Origin of the sequence: Candidatus Enterococcus courvalinii, assembly GCF_017315945.1 — a bacterium.
GTDB classification, from domain to species: Bacteria; Bacillota; Bacilli; order Lactobacillales; family Enterococcaceae; genus Enterococcus_B; species Enterococcus_B courvalinii.
Map to the genome: position 1 here is coordinate 228569 of NZ_JAFLWI010000006.1, position 17207 is coordinate 245775.

Genomic DNA, 17207 nt, shown 5'->3' on the forward strand with positions numbered 1-17207 from the left:
TTTTGAATCTCTACAAAGAAAGGACGTGAATATATGGACGATATGCAAGTCTATATTGCGAATTTAGGCAAATACAATGAGGGCGAATTGGTCGGTGCGTGGTTTACCTTTCCCATTGACTTTGAGGAAGTCAAAGAGAAAATCGGCTTGAATGATGAATATGAGGAATACGCCATTCATGACTACGAGTTACCCTTTACGGTTGACGAATACACTTCCATTGGCGAACTCAATCGACTATGGGAAATGGTATCGGAATTACCCGAAGAATTACAATCGGAGCTATCTGCTCTGCTCACTCATTTTTCAAGCATTGAAGAACTAAGCGAACATCAAGAGGATATTATCATTCATTCCGATTGTGATGATATGTATGACGTGGCACGCTACTACATTGAAGAAACGGGTGCTTTAGGCGAAGTACCAGCTAGTCTTCAAAACTATATTGATTATCAAGCCTATGGTCGGGATTTAGACCTTTCAGGAACGTTTATCTCAACCAATCATGGGATTTTTGAAATCGTCTATTAAATCTGTCGGTACATTACTACTGGCAGATTTTCTATTTTACGGGGTGGCTCAATCAGCTACCCCTATTTTTTATGAAAGGATTGATTACATGAAGAAAATACGAAGCTATACCAGTATCTGGTCTGTGGAAAAGGTACTGTATTCTATCAATGATTTTAGACTTCCGTTTCCCATAACCTTTACGCAAATGACATGGTTTGTCGTGTCACTCTTTGCAGTGATGATACTTGGCAACTTGCCCCCTCTTTCCATGATAGAGGGAGCATTTCTCAAATACTTTGGGATTCCTGTGGCTTTCACATGGTTTATGTCTACAAAAACTTTTGATGGTAAAAAGCCTTATGGATTTTTGAAGTCTGTCATTGCTTATGCACTGCGACCAAAGCTGACCTATGCAGGAAAAAAAGTAACGCTTGGCAGAAACCAGCCACAAGAAGCCATTACAGCAGTTAGGAGTGAATTTTATGGCATATCCAATTAAATACATTGAAAACAATCTCGTCTGGAATAAAGACGGGGAATGTTATGCTTACTATGAGCTTGTTCCTTACAATTACTCATTTCTAAGTCCAGAACAGAAAATACAAGTGCATGATTCTTTCAGACAGCTTATCGCACAAAATCGTGATGGCAAAATTCATGCTTTACAAATCAGTACAGAATCCAGCATACGTTCTGCACAAGAGCGTTCCAAAAATGAAGTCACTGGCAAGCTCAAAGCGGTTGCCTATGACAAAATCGACCAACAGACAGACGCTTTAATATCCATGATTGGCGAAAATCAAGTGAACTACCGTTTCTTTATCGGCTTTAAGTTGCTTCTCAACGATCAGGAGTTTTCTATGAAAAGTCTTACCGTTGAAGCAAAAAATGCTTTGTCTGATTTTGTCTATGATGTGAACCATAAGCTGATGGGCGATTTTGTTAGTATGAGTAATGATGAAATCCTGCGTTTTCAGAAGATGGAAAAGCTCTTAGAAAATAAAATCTCTCGTCGTTTCAAAATCCGCAGGTTAGATAAGGACGACTTCGGCTATCTGATTGAACACCTTTACGGACAGACAGGCACTGCCTATGAAGAGTATGAGTACCATCTATCAAAGAAAAAGCTGGATAATGAAACGCTGATTAAATACTATGACTTGATTAAGCCTACTCGCTGTTTGGTGGAAGAAAAACAGCGATATTTGAAAATCCAGCAGGAAGATGAAACCGTCTATGTAGCTTACTTTACCATTAACAGCATTGTCGGAGAACTGGACTTCCCGTCCTCTGAAATCTTCTACTACCAGCAACAGCAATTTACATTCCCGATTGATACGTCAATGAATGTGGAAATTGTAGCGAATCGTAAAGCCCTATCTACTGTCCGCAATAAAAAGAAAGAACTGAAAGACTTGGATAACTACGCTTGGCAAAGTGATAATGAAACCAGCTCCAATGTGGCGGAAGCTCTGGAAAGTGTGAATGAGCTGGAAACCAATTTAGACCAAAGCAAGGAATCTATGTACAAGCTGTCTTATGTGGTAAGGGTATCAGCAAATGATCTTGACGAACTCAAACGTCGTTGTAATGAAGTGAAAGATTTTTATGACGATTTAAGCGTAAAACTGGTACGACCATTTGGGGATATGCTCGGCTTACATGAAGAATTTTTACCTGCCAGCAAGCGTTATATGAATGATTATATTCAATACGTGACCTCTGATTTCCTCGCTGGTTTAGGTTTTGGTGCTACTCAAATGCTGGGGGAAAATGAGGGGATTTATGTTGGCTACAGCTTAGATACTGGACGCAATGTCTATCTGAAACCTGCTCTTGCCAGTCAAGGGGTTAAGGGTTCAGTAACCAATGCGTTAGCGTCGGCTTTTGTTGGTTCGCTGGGTGGTGGTAAATCCTTTGCGAATAACCTTATCGTCTATTATGCGGTGCTTTATGGGGCACAAGCAGTGATTGTAGACCCAAAAGCAGAACGTGGCAGATGGAAAGAAACCTTGCCAGAGATTTCCCATGAAATCAATATCGTCACTCTGACTTCTGATGAGAAAAACAAAGGCTTACTTGACCCTTATGTGATTATGAAAAATCCCAAAGATTCTGAATCACTGGCTATTGATATTCTGACATTCCTTACGGGGATTTCCTCTCGTGATGGGGAACGCTTCCCAATCCTTAGAAAAGCCATTCGTGCAGTAACCAATAGTGAAGTACGAGGGTTGATGAAAGTGATTGAGGAATTACGGGTTGAGAATACGCCACTAAGTACCAGTATAGCCGACCATATCGAAAGTTTTACAGACTATGACTTTGCACATTTATTATTCAGTAATGGTTATGTGGAGCAGTCTATCAGCTTAGAAAAACAACTGAACATTATACAGGTTGCGGACTTGGTACTTCCCGACAAGGAAACTTCCTTTGAGGAATATACCACTATGGAGCTTTTATCCGTTGCTATGCTGATTGTCATTAGTACCTTTGCTTTAGACTTTATCCATACAGACCGAAGCATTTTCAAGATTGTAGATTTAGACGAAGCATGGAGCTTTTTACAGGTAGCACAAGGAAAAACACTATCTATGAAGCTGGTTCGGGCTGGTCGTGCTATGAACGCTGGGGTATATTTCGTGACCCAAAATACAGACGACCTCTTAGATGAAAAACTGAAAAATAACCTCGGCTTAAAATTTGCATTTCGTTCCACTGACCTTAACGAGATTAAAAAGACCTTAGCCTTTTTTGGTGTAGACCCAGAGGACGAAAACAATCAGAAGCGATTGCGTGATTTGGAAAACGGGCAATGCCTTATCAGTGATTTATATGGTCGTGTCGGTGTGATACAGTTCCACCCTGTATTTGAAGAACTGCTCCATGCCTTTGATACCAGACCACCTGTGCGAAAAGAGGTGTAAATGTGAAACCATCAATAGTAAACAGAATAAAATCAAACTGGACGCTGAAACGTCTAGGTAAAGTGGCAATGACAGTGGCTTTCACACTTGTGATTGCCATTTTTCTTTTAGCCATGCTGGGAACGGTGGTTCAAGCTGCGGGCTTGGTAGATGATACGGTCAATGTGGCAAATGAATACAGCCGATACCCACTTGAAAACTATCAACTGGATTTTTATGTGGATAATAGCTGGGGCTGGCTTCCGTGGAACTGGTCGGACGGGATTGGAAAACAGGTCATGTATGGACTATATGCCATTACCAATTTTATTTGGACAATCAGTTTGTATGTTTCCAATGCGACAGGTTACTTAGTACAGGAAGCCTATTCCTTAGACTTCATTTCCGCTACAGCAGATTCCATTGGTAAGAATATGCAGACCTTAGCTGGTGTGAGTGCAAACGGATTTTCAACAGAGGGTTTCTATGTTGGATTCCTCTTACTCTTGATTTTGGTTCTTGGGGTTTATGTTGCCTATACGGGACTGATAAAGAGAGAAACCACAAAGGCAATTCATGCCATTATGAATTTTGTGCTGGTGTTTATCCTATCGGCTTCCTTTATTGCCTACGCTCCCGACTACATTAAAAAAATCAATGACTTTTCATCAGACATCAGTAATGCCAGTTTATCACTTGGCACGAAGATTGTCATGCCCCATTCCGATAGTCAAGGCAAGGACAGCGTGGACTTAATCAGAGATAGCCTGTTTTCCATACAGGTTCAGCAACCGTGGCTACTGCTTCAATACAACAGTTCAGACATTGAAAGTATCGGTATTGACCGTGTGGAAAGCCTGCTCTCCACCAGCCCAGATTCCAACAATGGCGAAGACAGAGAAAAAATTGTTGCGGAAGAAATTGAAGACAGAAGCAATACCAATCTAACCATTACAAAGACCATTAACCGTTTAGGTACAGTCTTCTTCCTATTTGTCTTCAATATTGGGATTTCCATATTTGTATTCCTATTAACAGGAATCATGATTTTCTCGCAGGTACTTTTTATCATCTATGCTATGTTTCTGCCTGTGAGCTTTATTTTAAGCATGATTCCATCATTTGATGGTATGTCAAAACGAGCCATAACAAAGCTCTTTAATACCATTTTGACACGAGCTGGAATCACATTGATTATTACGACAGCATTTAGTATTTCAACCATGCTCTATACCTTATCGGCTGGTTATCCGTTCTTTTTGATTGCTTTTCTACAGATTGTGACCTTTGCAGGAATCTACTTCAAGCTGGGCGATTTAATGAGTATGTTTTCTCTACAGAGTAACGATTCTCAAAGTGTGGGAAGTCGTGTGATGAGAAAACCTCGTATGCTTATGCACGCTCACATGCACCGTCTACAGCGGAAACTTGGACGTTCCATGACTACTCTAGGGGCTGGGTCTGCCATTGTTACAGGTAAAAAAGGACAGTCGGGTTCGGGGAGTTCTGCAAGGACACAAGCAGATCACTCCCGACCAGACGGAAAGGAAAAATCAACACTTGGAAAACGTATCGGTCAAACCATCGGTACAGTAGCTGATACCAAAGACAGAATGGTAGACACTGCTAGTGGTTTGAAAGAACAGGTTAAAGATTTGCCGACCAATGCAAGATATGCAGTATATCAAGGAAAATCCAAAGTAAAAGAGAATGTCCGTGATTTAACCAGTAGTATTTCTCAAACCAAAGCGGACAGAGCCAGTGGACGCAAGGAACAGCAGGAACAAAGGCGAAAAACCATTGCGAAGCGTCGCTCTGAAATGGAACAGGTCAAACAGAAAAAACAGCCTGCTTCTTCTGTTCATGAAAGACCGACTACAAGACAAGAACAATATCATGATGAACAGACCTCAAAACAGTCTAATATTCAGACTTCATATAAGGAATCTCAACAAGCCAAACAAGAGCGTCCAGCAGTTAAGTCCGATTTTTCAAGTCCAAAAGTGGAACGCCAAGGCAATACCGTTCAAGAAAAAACCGTTCAAAAGCCAGCAACTTCAACCACTACAGCAGATAGAACTTCACAACGTCCAATCACAAAAGAACGTCCGTCTACTGTTCAAAGAGTACCACTACAAAATACAAGAAGTAGACCACCAATCAAAACCGCCACCATTAAGAAAGTCGGTAAGAAACCATGAAGTTGAAAACTTTAGTGATTGGTGGTTCTGGATTATTCTTGATGGTCTTCTCACTGCTTCTGTTTGTTGCCATTTTATTTTCAGATGAACAGGACAGCGGAATTTCCAATATTCATTATGGAGGTGTGAATGTTTCCGCAGAAGTGCTGGCTCATAAGCCTATGGTAGAAAAATATGCCAAAGAATATGGCGTTGAAGAATATGTCAACATACTTCTTGCGATTATACAGGTGGAATCGGGCGGTACTGCGGAAGATGTTATGCAGTCCTCGGAATCCCTCGGTCTTCCACCTAATTCATTGAGTACAGAAGAATCCATTAAGCAAGGTGTGAAGTATTTCAGTGAATTATTAGCCAGTAGCGAAAGGCTCAGTGTAGATTTAGAATCGGTTATCCAGTCCTACAATTATGGTGGTGGTTTCTTAGGGTATGTGGCTAATCGTGGAAATAAATATACCTTTGAACTGGCTCAAAGTTTCTCAAAAGAGTATTCAGGTGGCGAAAAAGTGTCTTACCCCAATCCCATAGCCATACCTATCAATGGGGGCTGGCGATACAACTATGGCAATATGTTTTATGTGCAACTGGTAACGCAGTATCTTGTCACAACAGAGTTTGATGATGATACGGTACAAGCCATCATGGACGAAGCACTGAAATATGAGGGCTGGCGATACGTTTACGGTGGAGCTTCCCCGACTACTTCTTTTGATTGTAGCGGACTGACACAATGGACGTATGGAAAAGCTGGAATTAACTTACCACGAACCGCACAACAGCAATATGATGTGACCCAGCATATCCCACTATCGGAAGCACAAGCTGGCGATTTGGTTTTCTTTCATTCTACCTATAACGCTGGCTCTTATATTACTCATGTTGGGATATACCTTGGCAATAACCGTATGTTTCATGCAGGCGACCCAATCGGTTATGCCGACTTAACAAGCCCCTACTGGCAACAGCATTTAGTGGGAGCAGGACGAATCAAACAATGAGAAAGGAAGATTTAATGATGAAATTTAGAAAAAATCAGAATAAAGAAAAACAGATACCAAAGGAAAAGAAACCTCGTGTCTATAAGGTCAATCCTCATAAAAAGGTTGTGATTGCCTTGTGGGTACTTTTAGGGCTTAGTTTCAGCTTTGCGATATTCAAGCACTTTACAGCTATAGATACTCATACTATTCACGAAACAACTATCATAGAAAAGGAATACGTTGATACTCATCATGTAGAAAATTTTGTAGAGAACTTTGCGAAAGTCTACTATTCATGGGAGCAATCCGATAAGTCCATTGATAATCGAATGGAAAGTCTAAAAGGCTATCTGACAGATGAACTTCAAGCTCTCAATGTTGATACAGTACGCAAAGATATTCCTGTATCGTCTTCTGTAAGAGGATTTCAGATATGGACGGTAGAGCCAACTGGCGACAATGAGTTTAATGTAACCTACAGTGTAGACCAGCTCATTACAGAGGGAGAAAATACAAAGACCGTCCACTCTGCTTATATAGTGAGTGTCTATGTAGATGGTTCTGGAAATATGGTACTGGTTAAGAATCCGACCATTACCAACATACCTAAGAAATCAAGTTATAAACCAAAAGCCATTGAAAGTGAGGGGACGGTTGATTCCATTACAACCAATGAAATCAATGAGTTTTTAACGACGTTCTTCAAGCTCTATCCTACAGCGACAGCCAGTGAACTTTCCTACTATGTGAATGACGGGATATTAAAACCAATCGGAAAAGAGTACATCTTTCAAGAACTGGTAAATCCTATTCACAATCGTAAGGATAATCAAGTCACGGTATCGCTGACAGTGGAGTATATCGACCAGCAGACCAAAGCAACGCAGGTATCTCAATTTGATTTGGTACTTGAAAAGAACGGGAGTAATTGGAAGATTATAGAATAACAAATATTGGTACATTATTACAGCTATTTTGTAATCACGTACTCTCTTTGATAAAAAATTGGAGATTCCTTTACAAATATGCTCTTACGTGCTATTATTTAAGTATCTATTTAAAAGGAGTTAATAAATATGCGGCAAGGTATTCTTAAATAAACTGTCAATTTGATAGCGGGAACAAATAATTGGATGTCCTTTTTTAGGAGGGCTTAGTTTTTTGTACCCAGTTTAAGAATACTTTTATCATGTGATTCTAAAGTATCCGGAGAATATCTGTATGCTTTGTATGCCTATGGTTATGCATAAAAATCCCAGTGATAAGAGTATTTATCACTGGGATTTTTATGCCCTTTTGGGCTTTTGAATGGAGGAAAATCACATGAAAATTATTAATATTGGAGTTTTAGCTCATGTTGATGCAGGAAAAACTACCTTAACAGAAAGCTTATTATATAACAGTGGAGCGATTACAGAATTAGGAAGCGTGGACAAAGGTACAACGAGGACGGATAATACGCTTTTAGAACGTCAGAGAGGAATTACAATTCAGACAGGAATAACCTCTTTTCAGTGGGAAAATACGAAGGTGAACATCATAGACACGCCAGGACATATGGATTTCTTAGCAGAAGTATATCGTTCATTATCAGTTTTAGATGGGGCAATTCTACTGATTTCTGCAAAAGATGGCGTACAAGCACAAACTCGTATATTATTTCATGCACTTAGGAAAATGGGGATTCCCACAATCTTTTTTATCAATAAGATTGACCAAAATGGAATTGATTTATCAACGGTTTATCAGGATATTAAAGAGAAACTTTCTGCCGAAATTGTAATCAAACAGAAGGTAGAACTGTATCCTAATGTGTGTGTGACGAACTTTACCGAATCTGAACAATGGGATACGGTAATAGAGGGAAACGATGACCTTTTAGAGAAATATATGTCCGGTAAATCATTAGAAGCATTGGAACTCGAACAAGAGGAAAGCATAAGATTTCAGAATTGTTCTCTGTTCCCTCTTTATCATGGAAGTGCAAAAAGTAATATAGGGATTGATAACCTTATAGAAGTTATTACTAATAAATTTTATTCATCAACACATCGAGGTCCGTCTGAACTTTGCGGAAATGTTTTCAAAATTGAATATACAAAAAAAAGACAACGTCTTGCATATATACGCCTTTATAGTGGAGTACTACATTTACGAGATTCGGTTAGAGTATCAGAAAAAGAAAAAATAAAAGTTACAGAAATGTATACTTCAATAAATGGTGAATTATGTAAGATTGATAGAGCTTATTCTGGAGAAATTGTTATTTTGCAAAATGAGTTTTTGAAGTTAAATAGTGTTCTTGGAGATACAAAACTATTGCCACAGAGAAAAAAGATTGAAAATCCGCACCCTCTACTACAAACAACTGTTGAACCGAGTAAACCTGAACAGAGAGAAATGTTGCTTGATGCCCTTTTGGAAATCTCAGATAGTGATCCGCTTCTACGATATTACGTGGATTCTACGACACATGAAATTATACTTTCTTTCTTAGGGAAAGTACAAATGGAAGTGATTAGTGCACTGTTGCAAGAAAAGTATCATGTGGAGATAGAACTAAAAGAGCCTACAGTCATTTATATGGAGAGACCGTTAAAAAATGCAGAATATACCATTCACATCGAAGTGCCGCCAAATCCTTTCTGGGCTTCCATTGGTTTATCTGTATCACCGCTTCCGTTGGGAAGTGGAATGCAGTATGAGAGCTCGGTTTCTCTTGGATACTTAAATCAATCATTTCAAAATGCAGTTATGGAAGGGATACGCTATGGTTGTGAACAAGGATTGTATGGTTGGAATGTGACGGACTGTAAAATCTGTTTTAAGTATGGCTTATACTATAGCCCTGTTAGTACCCCAGCAGATTTTCGGATGCTTGCTCCTATTGTATTGGAACAAGTCTTAAAAAAAGCTGGAACAGAATTGTTAGAGCCATATCTTAGTTTTAAAATTTATGCGCCACAGGAATATCTTTCACGAGCATACAACGATGCTCCTAAATATTGTGCGAACATCGTAGACACTCAATTGAAAAATAATGAGGTCATTCTTAGTGGAGAAATCCCTGCTCGGTGTATTCAAGAATATCGTAGTGATTTAACTTTCTTTACAAATGGACGTAGTGTTTGTTTAACAGAGTTAAAAGGGTACCATGTTACTACCGGTGAACCTGTTTGCCAGCCCCGTCGTCCAAATAGTCGGATAGATAAAGTACGATATATGTTCAATAAAATAACTTAGTGTATTTTATGTTGTTATATAAATATGGTTTCTTGTTAAATAAGATGAAATATTTTTTAATAAAGATTTGAATTAAAGTGTAAAGGAGGAGATAGTTATTATAAACTACAAGTGGATATTGTGTCCTGTATGTGGAAATAAAACACGATTAAAGATAAGGGAAGATACTGAATTAAAAAAATTCCCCCTCTATTGTCCGAAATGCAGACAAGAAAATTTAATTGAAATAAAGCAGTTCAAAGTAACTGTGATTACAGAGCCAGACGCAAAGACGCAGAGCCGATAAAATGAGATTAATACAATCTCATTTTATCGGCTCTTTCCGTTATGTATGGATTCTTTTAATTAGTCTTCGATGTTTCTTGCTTCGTTGATACCGCTGGCTAAAGATTCCATTAAGGATAGTTCTTTGTCTGTAAAGCTATCCATGTATTTCTCTATCTGTAATCGTCGGGTGCTTTTTACCAAGTTATTAGCAGGTAAGAAAAATTCATCAACGGAAACATGAAGTAACGATACAAGGTCATAAAGAACTTGTATGCTGGGGTGTTGCCCTTTATTTTCAATATTAGTTAAGTACCGTGGGTCAATTTCAATCAATGCTCCCACTTGTTCACGAGTTAAACCTCGTTTCAATCGAGCTTCTTTAATGGCTAAACCAAAGGCTCTAAAATCATATTTATCTTCTTTTTTACGCATAGTAGACCACCTCTATACATTTTATTGTTCCTACTGAATTAAAAACAGGTATAGAAAAACGTGTTATATGGTTTATAGGTTTATATTTAATAAAAAGCACTACTAAACGCCAATAAAAAAAACCGTTATATGGTAGTGCTATTTACGCTGTTAAAATATTGTATATTACTTCCAAATGGCGGTTTGTTGGAGGTCAACGTCGCCATGAAGTACATCATATACAATAAATTTCCTTACATTGGGTTCTTGTCAAAAAAAGTCGTCTATCTGCAATAGATAAGTACGTCCACCAATGTGGTTTTATAAATCATATAGATAGAATAACAGAAGCATGTAAACAGAGAAATAAATCTGTTTATATGCTTTTTTGGCTATTCAGAACTTTTTTACAAAGTTTATTTATCAGTAATGCAACAAATCCCCCTTTCACATTGGGACTAAGAGTGAAAGGAGATAAACGAGCAAGGCTCACTTCCTTTCCTAGACAGAAAGGGGGTGAGAAACATGAAACCATCTTCTTTTCAGACCACAATAGAAAATCAGTTTGACTATATCTGTAAACGTGCTATGGAAGACGAGCGAAAGAATTATATGCTTTATCTTTCAAGGATTGCAAAGCGTGAGGTGTCCTTTTCGGATGTTGGCGATTATCTTGTTAGCCAGTTTGCGACAACAGATAACTATTCAACTGACTTTCAGATTTTTACACTCAATGGGTTATCAGTAGGCGTTGAAAATGATTTGTTGAGTGAAGCATTACGTGAGTTGCCAGACAAGAAACGTGAAATTCTACTGCTGTTTTACTTTATGGACATGAGCGATTCAGAAATTGCAGACCTGTTGAAATTGAACCGTTCTACTGTCTATCGGCATAGAACCAGTGGACTAGCCTTAATTAAAAAGTTTATGGAGGAATTTGAAGAATGAAAACACAATATCCTATGATTCCCTTTCCTCTCATTGTAAAGGCAACAGATGGCGATACCGAAGCGATTAACCAGATTCTACATCATTACAGAGGGTACATAACGAAGCGTTCCCTACGACTTATGAAAGATGAATATGGCAATCAAAGTATGGTCGTTGATGAAGTCTTACGTGGAAGAATGGAAACCAGACTGATTACAAAGATTTTGTCATTTGAAATTAAGTAATATCCTCTCTCCTTTCGTGGAAGCGTGCTAAACCATTCCACGCTTCCCGAACAGGGAGGTTTGTTATTCCACCAAAGCATATTGAGCTTTCAATGTGTTTTGATAGGCTAACGAGCCATTGTTCTTTGAAAACTGAATAAAAGTAATCGAATACGTTTCGATAAGAAAAGAGCCAACGGAACTAACCGCCATGACCTATCTTATAAAGATAGCGAGCGATTCATGTTAGTGATCCGAGAAGCAATCTTTAGCAGGATTGCCTGCAACGACATTCTTATCGTGATAATGATACTCCCATACAGTCAATAGTCCGAGCGTGATAAAACCGTCGCAGGCAATGAGTATGGCTACATGAGAACCATGCAGGGGTGGAACTCCCGTGAGCTTTGCTAAAGCTGTTCGATTGCTGGTAAAACAACTTTTATGAAATCCAAATAAGTGATTTGGAAAGGAGGATTTTATGAAGCAGACTGACATTCCTATTTGGGAACGTTATACCCTAACCATTGAAGAAGCGTCAAAATATTTTCGTATTGGCGAAAACAAGCTACGACGCTTGGCAGAGGAAAATAAAAATGCAAATTGGCTGATTATGAATGGCAATCGTATTCAGATTAAACGAAAACAATTTGAAAAAATTATAGATACATTGGACGCAATCTAGCGTCGCCAAAGGGTCTTGTATATGATAAAATAGTATTAAGTCGTATCAAGGCTCTTTCCATAAAGGAAAGGAGCAAATGCCATGTCAGAAAAAAGACGTGACAATAAAGGTCGAATCTTAAAGACTGGAGAGAGCCAACGAAAAGACGGAAGATACTTATACAAATATATAGATTCATTTGGAGAACCGCAATTTGTTTACTCGTGGAAACTTGTGGCTACAGACCGAGTACCAGCAGGAAAGCGTGATTGTATCTCACTTAGAGAGAAAATCGCAGAGTTACAGAAAGACATTCATGATGGTATTGATGTTGTAGGAAAGAAAATGACACTCTGCCAGCTTTACGCAAAACAGAACGCTCAAAGACCAAAGGTTAGAAAAAACACTGAAACTGGACGCAAATATCTTATGGATATTTTGAAGAAAGACAAGTTAGGTGTAAGAAGTATTGACAGTATTAAGCCATCAGACGCTAAAGAATGGGCTATTAGAATGAGTGAAAATGGTTATGCTTATCAAACCATCAATAACTACAAACGTTCTTTAAAGGCTTCATTCTATATTGCTATACAAGATGATTGTGTTCGGAAGAATCCATTTGACTTTCAACTGAAAGCAGTTCTTGATGATGATACTGTCCCTAAGACCGTACTAACAGAAGAACAGGAAGAAAAACTGTTAGCCTTTGCAAAAGCTGATAAAACCTACAGCAAAAATTATGATGAAATTCTGATACTCTTAAAAACAGGTCTTCGTATTTCAGAGTTTGGTGGTTTGACACTTCCAGATTTAGATTTTGAGAATCGTCTTGTCAATATAGACCATCAGCTATTGAGAGATACTGAAATTGGGTACTACATTGAAACACCAAAGACCAAAAGTGGCGAACGTCAAGTTCCTATGGTTGAAGAAGCCTATCAAGCATTTAAGCGAGTGTTAGCGAATCGAAAGAATGATAAGCGTGTTGAGATTGATGGATATAGTGATTTCCTCTTTCTTAATAGAAAGAACTATCCAAAAGTGGCAAGTGATTACAACGGCATGATGAAAGGTCTTGTTAAGAAATACAATAAGTATAACGAGGATAAATTGCCACACATCACTCCACATAGTTTGCGACATACATTCTGTACCAACTATGCAAATGCAGGAATGAATCCAAAGGCATTACAGTACATTATGGGACATGCTAATATAGCCATGACGCTGAACTATTACGCACATGCAACATTCGATTCTGCAATGGCAGAAATGAAACGCTTGAATAAAGAGAAGCAACAGGAGCGTCTTGTTGCTTAGTAGTACAAATGAATTTACTACTTATTTACCACTTCTGACAGCTAAGACATGAGGAAATATGCAAAGAAACGTGAAGTATCTTCCTACAGTAAAAATACTCGAAAGCACATAGAATAAGGCTTTACGAGCATTTAAGAAAATATAAAAAGATAATTAGAAATTTATACTTTGTTTAATAGAAAAATACTTAAGTTATCATTTTTCTTCATTTGATTTTAATGTTAATATAATTCCAATGAGATTATAAAATAATTAGAAGGTGATTAACTATGAAAAAAGAAGAAATCATTTTGGGACAAACTTATGAATGCCATGCGATCGGATTGAAAAAGAAAGTGACTGGTGAAATCATAAAAAAATTAGAGAACTCAGTGATTCTTTGTGTAGAAGAATACGATAGTATCGATCATGCAGAAGTTCAGGATAAAGCTGGAAAAGTAATGGCTAAGTATTCTGAAGTTTATCCTCAAGAAGCTTCAGAGTATTGTTTGATTGAAATTGCCTAATTCAGTAAGTAAAACCATTAAACACCTAGCAAAGGTGTTTAATGGTTTTTTTTTTTTTGAAAAAATGATTGTAGTGTTTATTTACCCTTTAAAATTTACCGAAGAATGGCTATACTGGGAACTAGTTTTATTGATTACTTGAAAGGAATGAAGAAAATGGATATCCAAAAAATTGAGTACGACTCAGAAAAATATCAACAAACGTTAAACTTGCGAAATAAAGTCATGCGCGCTCCACTGGGGTTAACGATTGAAGAAGAGGATTTTTCACACGAGGCGGAGCAATACATTCTTGGAGCATTTGATGATGACTTCCTTTTAGGTGTTGGTGTGCTTAGTCAGAAGCTGGATGAATCAAAAATGAAAGTTGAGTATCTATGTGTTGATTCGCAAAGGCAAAGTGCAGGTGTAGGTAAACAATTACTGATACATCTGGAACTTCATGCAAAAAAAGAGCAAGCCAAAAGAATCGAATTAGAAGCGCGGGTAAGTGCTCAATCATTTTATGAAAAAATGGGTTACGTTGCGTATGGGGATACGTATTTGATGACGATTGCGCCAGTTGAGCATATTCGAATGGAAAAATTTTTATAGATTAATTGAATAAAAAGGGAAAGCATAAGAAGAAAGTATAACTATTTTCTGTTACAAAATAAAAAGAGCAGGTCAAATAGTTGATTTCATACAATATTCAATTGAAGAATAGGAGTCTAATTTAGCTACCATGAGTATTCTAAAAAATGTAATTTTTGACGATCTCGATTACTCTATTATTAGAGCCTATTGATTCTTTTAGAATGTAGAACGTTTCAGACTTTAATAAAGCATGAAACGATTCTATCGGTGCGTTATCTGGAGATGTTCCTTTATGGAACGCCTTCAGATAACGTTTTTTTGTTGAGATATAGATTCATTTACTTTAAGCAAGAAAAGGGCTCATTTTTTGATGATGTAGAATTTTCTCATTTTAAAGTGGTATATTTATCACTTCGTTTATGATTTAAATACAAAAAGTTTGTGTTTTGCTACTTTTCTCTATTTGACCAAAATAAAAAAACGTTGATTGAACAACGTTTTTTCGGATTATTGTTTGTCTCAACAATATAAATATGGAGACGGCGGGAGTCGAACCCGCGTCCAAACACATCGCCACTTAAAAATCTACGTTCATAGTCAACTCATTTAAGGTTTCGCTTTACAACTTGCCGAGTGACAGGCATTTTGTATTGCTAGTCTGATGCGCTCTTTTTCAACTTACAGACGGAAAGTTGAAATGTATCCCACTAAAGTTAGGACCCTTACTCGAGCACATGGGCGATACCGAGAGGATCTACGCTAACTGTTTTTAGGCAGCTAAAGCGTAAGAATAGTTTTCGTTTTTAGCAGTTATATTTAACTGTAACGTTTTAACGTAGACGTAACCTACGAAACGCAATTCAAGCTCAAACTGTGCCTGTCGAATCCGTAACGCCCCCGTAAAGTAACAAGGGTTACAGATGCATTATGCACAAAATCAGTATACCACATTTTCATTTATTTTCAATAAAAATGTGTTGTGTCTAAAATAGAAATCAAATCAGAGAGAGGATAAATCAGTTTCACTCTCTGAATCATGTGTAGTTTTATTAAAAACTCTCGAAGCACTACTACCTGCTTCGAGAGTTAGTCACTTCCTTTCTGGTTTTAAACTGAACAAGATAAGTGGAATCGCAATAGTCAAAAGAATACATAAAGTCATCACCCAAGTAATTCCAACAGTCATTGATGAAGGAATTGTCACGATACTTATCATGATCGTAATTCCAATAGACGCAAACATTTGACGAAGTGTATTATTCAAAGCGGTTGCTTGGCTGATTTGTGAAGGCTCGATGTCTTTAAAAGCCTCAGCTAGAGAAGGTGAAAAAATCAATCCAATTCCTAAGAGACAAAGCGCATAAGTCAAGGACAACAAAGCTAAATTGATTTCTACTCGTGAAAGAAAGAAGGGGATAAAGGATACGAGCATCAAAAAGCTGCCAGTTATGATTAATTTCTTTGGTCCATGCTTGTCGTAAATTCGTCCAACAATAATCGAAGAAAAAGCGTTCAAAATCGCTCCTGGTAATAAGATAAGACCAGCCGTCAAACTATCAACTGCAAGCGCCATTTGAGCAAAGATGGAGACTAGCTGTCCTAACCCAACCAAAATGATATAAGCTAGAATACTAATGCCAGTCATTTTTACAAAAGTGGGTTGTTTTAGTAAATGGATATTAATTAGCGGTTTTTTCATGCGTAATTGTCGTTTCAATAAAATCCAGCCAATCAAAAGTCCCAAAATAAAAAGAAAAATACCTAGGACCAGTTGGCTTTTCATCATAGTGATACTTAACATAATAAACGAGATAGATAAGAAAGATTCGATGACCGAAATAAAATCGATCTTAACTGATTTTCGCTGAGAATAGTTAGGAAATCGCCAAAAGCTGATGAGAAGGATTAAGAGCATGATTGGTAAGATACTAATAAATAAGTAGCGCCAATTTAAATAATTCAAAATGATTCCCGCAATTGTTGGCCCTACGGCAGGTCCAAAAGCAATGACAAAAGTAGAGAGGCCCATAATCATGCCACGCTGGCTTGGAGGGTAGATCGTCATCATAGTAGTCATTTGAAAAGCCATCAAAAAGCCACCTGCTGCAGCTTGCAGTAACCTACCTAATAATAAAAACCAAAAATTCGGTGCGATTGCACCAATTGACGTTCCCACAGTAAAAGCAATCAATAAGGATAAAAAGATGGTACGACTGGAGTATTTTTCATAAACATTAGAGGTCAGTGGTGTAACAACGCCAACCATTAATGTGTAGCCAGTTGTTAGCCATTGAACAGTAGTTAACGATTCTTGCATGATGTCTTTGAGTAATGGTAAAGCTGTAACCATCATTGTTTGACTCATCATACTGATAAATGTTGCTAGTAAGATGATGATAGTAATCGATTTCCGATTTTTTACGAGAAGTTGTTTTTCCATTTTCGGTTCAGGTCTCCTTACGT

16 protein-coding genes, 1 other RNA gene and 2 pseudogenes are annotated in these 17207 nt (G+C 37.8%); 15 read left to right on the forward strand and 4 right to left on the reverse strand.

Annotated features, from left to right (window positions below; translation table 11 throughout):
* The first annotated feature begins 33 nt into the window (after nucleotides 1-33).
* From JZO71_RS05425 to JZO71_RS05465, 9 genes and pseudogenes are all read left to right on the forward strand, one after another.
* Nucleotides 34-531: an antirestriction protein ArdA gene (locus JZO71_RS05425; protein ID WP_000342539.1), complete on the forward strand. Its 498-nt coding sequence runs from the start codon at nucleotides 34-36 to the stop codon at nucleotides 529-531.
* 88 nt (nucleotides 532-619) lie between these two features.
* On the forward strand, nucleotides 620-1012 hold the full coding sequence (locus JZO71_RS05430; protein WP_000723888.1) for a conjugal transfer protein: 393 nt from the start codon (nucleotides 620-622) through the stop codon (nucleotides 1010-1012).
* Nucleotides 996-3443 carry a conjugal transfer ATPase TcpF gene (tcpF, locus tag JZO71_RS05435; protein WP_002338091.1) on the forward strand — a complete coding sequence of 816 codons (2448 nt, stop codon included), beginning with the start codon at nucleotides 996-998 and terminating at the stop codon, nucleotides 3441-3443. Before JZO71_RS05430 ends, tcpF begins: the two co-directional genes overlap by 17 nt.
* Nucleotides 3444-3445: 2 nt before the next feature.
* A complete protein-coding gene (locus JZO71_RS05440; protein ID WP_000804748.1) occupies nucleotides 3446-5623 on the forward strand; it encodes a CD3337/EF1877 family mobilome membrane protein in 2178 nt (725 codons plus the stop codon).
* The gene (locus JZO71_RS05445) at nucleotides 5620-6621 is read left to right on the forward strand and encodes a bifunctional lytic transglycosylase/C40 family peptidase (protein ID WP_000769868.1); all 1002 of its coding nucleotides are present in this window, start codon (nucleotides 5620-5622) and stop codon (nucleotides 6619-6621) included. Before JZO71_RS05440 ends, JZO71_RS05445 begins: the two co-directional genes overlap by 4 nt.
* The gene (locus tag JZO71_RS05450) at nucleotides 6618-7550 is read left to right on the forward strand and encodes a conjugal transfer protein (RefSeq protein WP_001224318.1); all 933 of its coding nucleotides are present in this window, start codon (nucleotides 6618-6620) and stop codon (nucleotides 7548-7550) included. The genes JZO71_RS05445 and JZO71_RS05450 overlap by 4 nt, the downstream gene beginning before the upstream one ends.
* Before the next feature lie 313 nt (nucleotides 7551-7863).
* Nucleotides 7864-7911 (forward strand): annotated as a pseudogene (locus JZO71_RS12625) (hypothetical protein); the annotation flags it as partial.
* Nucleotides 7912-7926: 15 nt separating this feature from the next.
* Nucleotides 7927-9846, forward strand: a complete 1920-nt coding sequence (gene tet(M) / locus JZO71_RS05460) for a tetracycline resistance ribosomal protection protein Tet(M) (RefSeq protein WP_000691749.1) — start codon at nucleotides 7927-7929, stop codon at nucleotides 9844-9846.
* A gap of 118 nt (nucleotides 9847-9964) precedes the next feature.
* The gene (locus JZO71_RS05465) at nucleotides 9965-10132 is read left to right on the forward strand and encodes a cysteine-rich KTR domain-containing protein (RefSeq protein ID WP_000336323.1); all 168 of its coding nucleotides are present in this window, start codon (nucleotides 9965-9967) and stop codon (nucleotides 10130-10132) included.
* Nucleotides 10133-10191: 59 nt separating this feature from the next.
* On the opposite strand, the gene JZO71_RS05470 is transcribed toward JZO71_RS05465, so the two are convergent.
* Nucleotides 10192-10545, reverse strand: a complete 354-nt coding sequence (locus JZO71_RS05470) for a helix-turn-helix transcriptional regulator (RefSeq protein WP_001227347.1) — start codon at nucleotides 10543-10545, stop codon at nucleotides 10192-10194.
* 504 nt (nucleotides 10546-11049) lie between these two features.
* Between JZO71_RS05470 and JZO71_RS05475 the strand changes: the two genes are divergently transcribed.
* The 6 genes from JZO71_RS05475 to JZO71_RS05500 all read left to right on the forward strand — a co-directional run bounded on the left by JZO71_RS05475 (nucleotide 11050) and on the right by JZO71_RS05500 (nucleotide 14762).
* The gene (locus JZO71_RS05475) at nucleotides 11050-11472 is read left to right on the forward strand and encodes a sigma-70 family RNA polymerase sigma factor (protein ID WP_000804885.1); all 423 of its coding nucleotides are present in this window, start codon (nucleotides 11050-11052) and stop codon (nucleotides 11470-11472) included.
* Nucleotides 11469-11699, forward strand: a complete 231-nt coding sequence (locus JZO71_RS05480) for a helix-turn-helix domain-containing protein (protein WP_000857133.1) — start codon at nucleotides 11469-11471, stop codon at nucleotides 11697-11699. The genes JZO71_RS05475 and JZO71_RS05480 overlap by 4 nt, the downstream gene beginning before the upstream one ends.
* A 460-nt stretch (nucleotides 11700-12159) precedes the next feature.
* On the forward strand, nucleotides 12160-12363 hold the full coding sequence (locus JZO71_RS05485) for an excisionase (protein WP_000814511.1): 204 nt from the start codon (nucleotides 12160-12162) through the stop codon (nucleotides 12361-12363).
* 81 nt (nucleotides 12364-12444) lie between these two features.
* The gene (locus JZO71_RS05490) at nucleotides 12445-13662 is read left to right on the forward strand and encodes a tyrosine-type recombinase/integrase (RefSeq protein ID WP_001291561.1); all 1218 of its coding nucleotides are present in this window, start codon (nucleotides 12445-12447) and stop codon (nucleotides 13660-13662) included.
* A 269-nt stretch (nucleotides 13663-13931) separates the two neighbouring features.
* A complete protein-coding gene (locus JZO71_RS05495; RefSeq protein ID WP_206898544.1) occupies nucleotides 13932-14168 on the forward strand; it encodes a hypothetical protein in 237 nt (78 codons plus the stop codon).
* A 156-nt stretch (nucleotides 14169-14324) separates the two neighbouring features.
* Complete coding sequence (locus tag JZO71_RS05500) at nucleotides 14325-14762, forward strand: GNAT family N-acetyltransferase (protein WP_206898545.1); 438 nt, start codon at nucleotides 14325-14327, stop codon at nucleotides 14760-14762.
* A gap of 145 nt (nucleotides 14763-14907) precedes the next feature.
* Here the strand turns inward: JZO71_RS05500 and JZO71_RS12485 are convergent.
* The 3 genes and pseudogenes from JZO71_RS12485 to JZO71_RS05510 all read right to left on the reverse strand — a co-directional run.
* Nucleotides 14908-15036, reverse strand: a pseudogene (locus JZO71_RS12485) (IS3 family transposase); the annotation flags it as partial.
* Between the two features lie 239 nt (nucleotides 15037-15275).
* Nucleotides 15276-15643, reverse strand: a transfer-messenger RNA (tmRNA) gene (gene ssrA / locus JZO71_RS05505).
* Between the two features lie 191 nt (nucleotides 15644-15834).
* Complete coding sequence (locus JZO71_RS05510) at nucleotides 15835-17184, reverse strand: MFS transporter (protein WP_206898546.1); 1350 nt, start codon at nucleotides 17182-17184, stop codon at nucleotides 15835-15837.
* Nucleotides 17185-17207: the final 23 nt, after the last annotated feature.

Coding starts and splice junctions, on each gene's coding strand:
- JZO71_RS05510 (WP_206898546.1), bottom strand. CDS start 17,184: ATGGAAAAACAACTTCTCGTAAAAAATCGGAAATCGATTACTATCATC.
- JZO71_RS05485 (WP_000814511.1), top strand. CDS start 12,160: ATGAAGCAGACTGACATTCCTATTTGGGAACGTTATACCCTAACCATT.
- JZO71_RS05495 (WP_206898544.1), top strand. CDS start 13,932: ATGAAAAAAGAAGAAATCATTTTGGGACAAACTTATGAATGCCATGCG.
- JZO71_RS05430 (WP_000723888.1), top strand. CDS start 620: ATGAAGAAAATACGAAGCTATACCAGTATCTGGTCTGTGGAAAAGGTA.
- JZO71_RS05470 (WP_001227347.1), bottom strand. CDS start 10,545: ATGCGTAAAAAAGAAGATAAATATGATTTTAGAGCCTTTGGTTTAGCC.
- JZO71_RS05480 (WP_000857133.1), top strand. CDS start 11,469: ATGAAAACACAATATCCTATGATTCCCTTTCCTCTCATTGTAAAGGCA.
- JZO71_RS05425 (WP_000342539.1), top strand. CDS start 34: ATGGACGATATGCAAGTCTATATTGCGAATTTAGGCAAATACAATGAG.
- tcpF (WP_002338091.1), top strand. CDS start 996: ATGGCATATCCAATTAAATACATTGAAAACAATCTCGTCTGGAATAAA.
- JZO71_RS05490 (WP_001291561.1), top strand. CDS start 12,445: ATGTCAGAAAAAAGACGTGACAATAAAGGTCGAATCTTAAAGACTGGA.
- JZO71_RS05500 (WP_206898545.1), top strand. CDS start 14,325: ATGGATATCCAAAAAATTGAGTACGACTCAGAAAAATATCAACAAACG.
- JZO71_RS05450 (WP_001224318.1), top strand. CDS start 6,618: ATGAGAAAGGAAGATTTAATGATGAAATTTAGAAAAAATCAGAATAAA.
- JZO71_RS05445 (WP_000769868.1), top strand. CDS start 5,620: ATGAAGTTGAAAACTTTAGTGATTGGTGGTTCTGGATTATTCTTGATG.
- JZO71_RS05475 (WP_000804885.1), top strand. CDS start 11,050: ATGAAACCATCTTCTTTTCAGACCACAATAGAAAATCAGTTTGACTAT.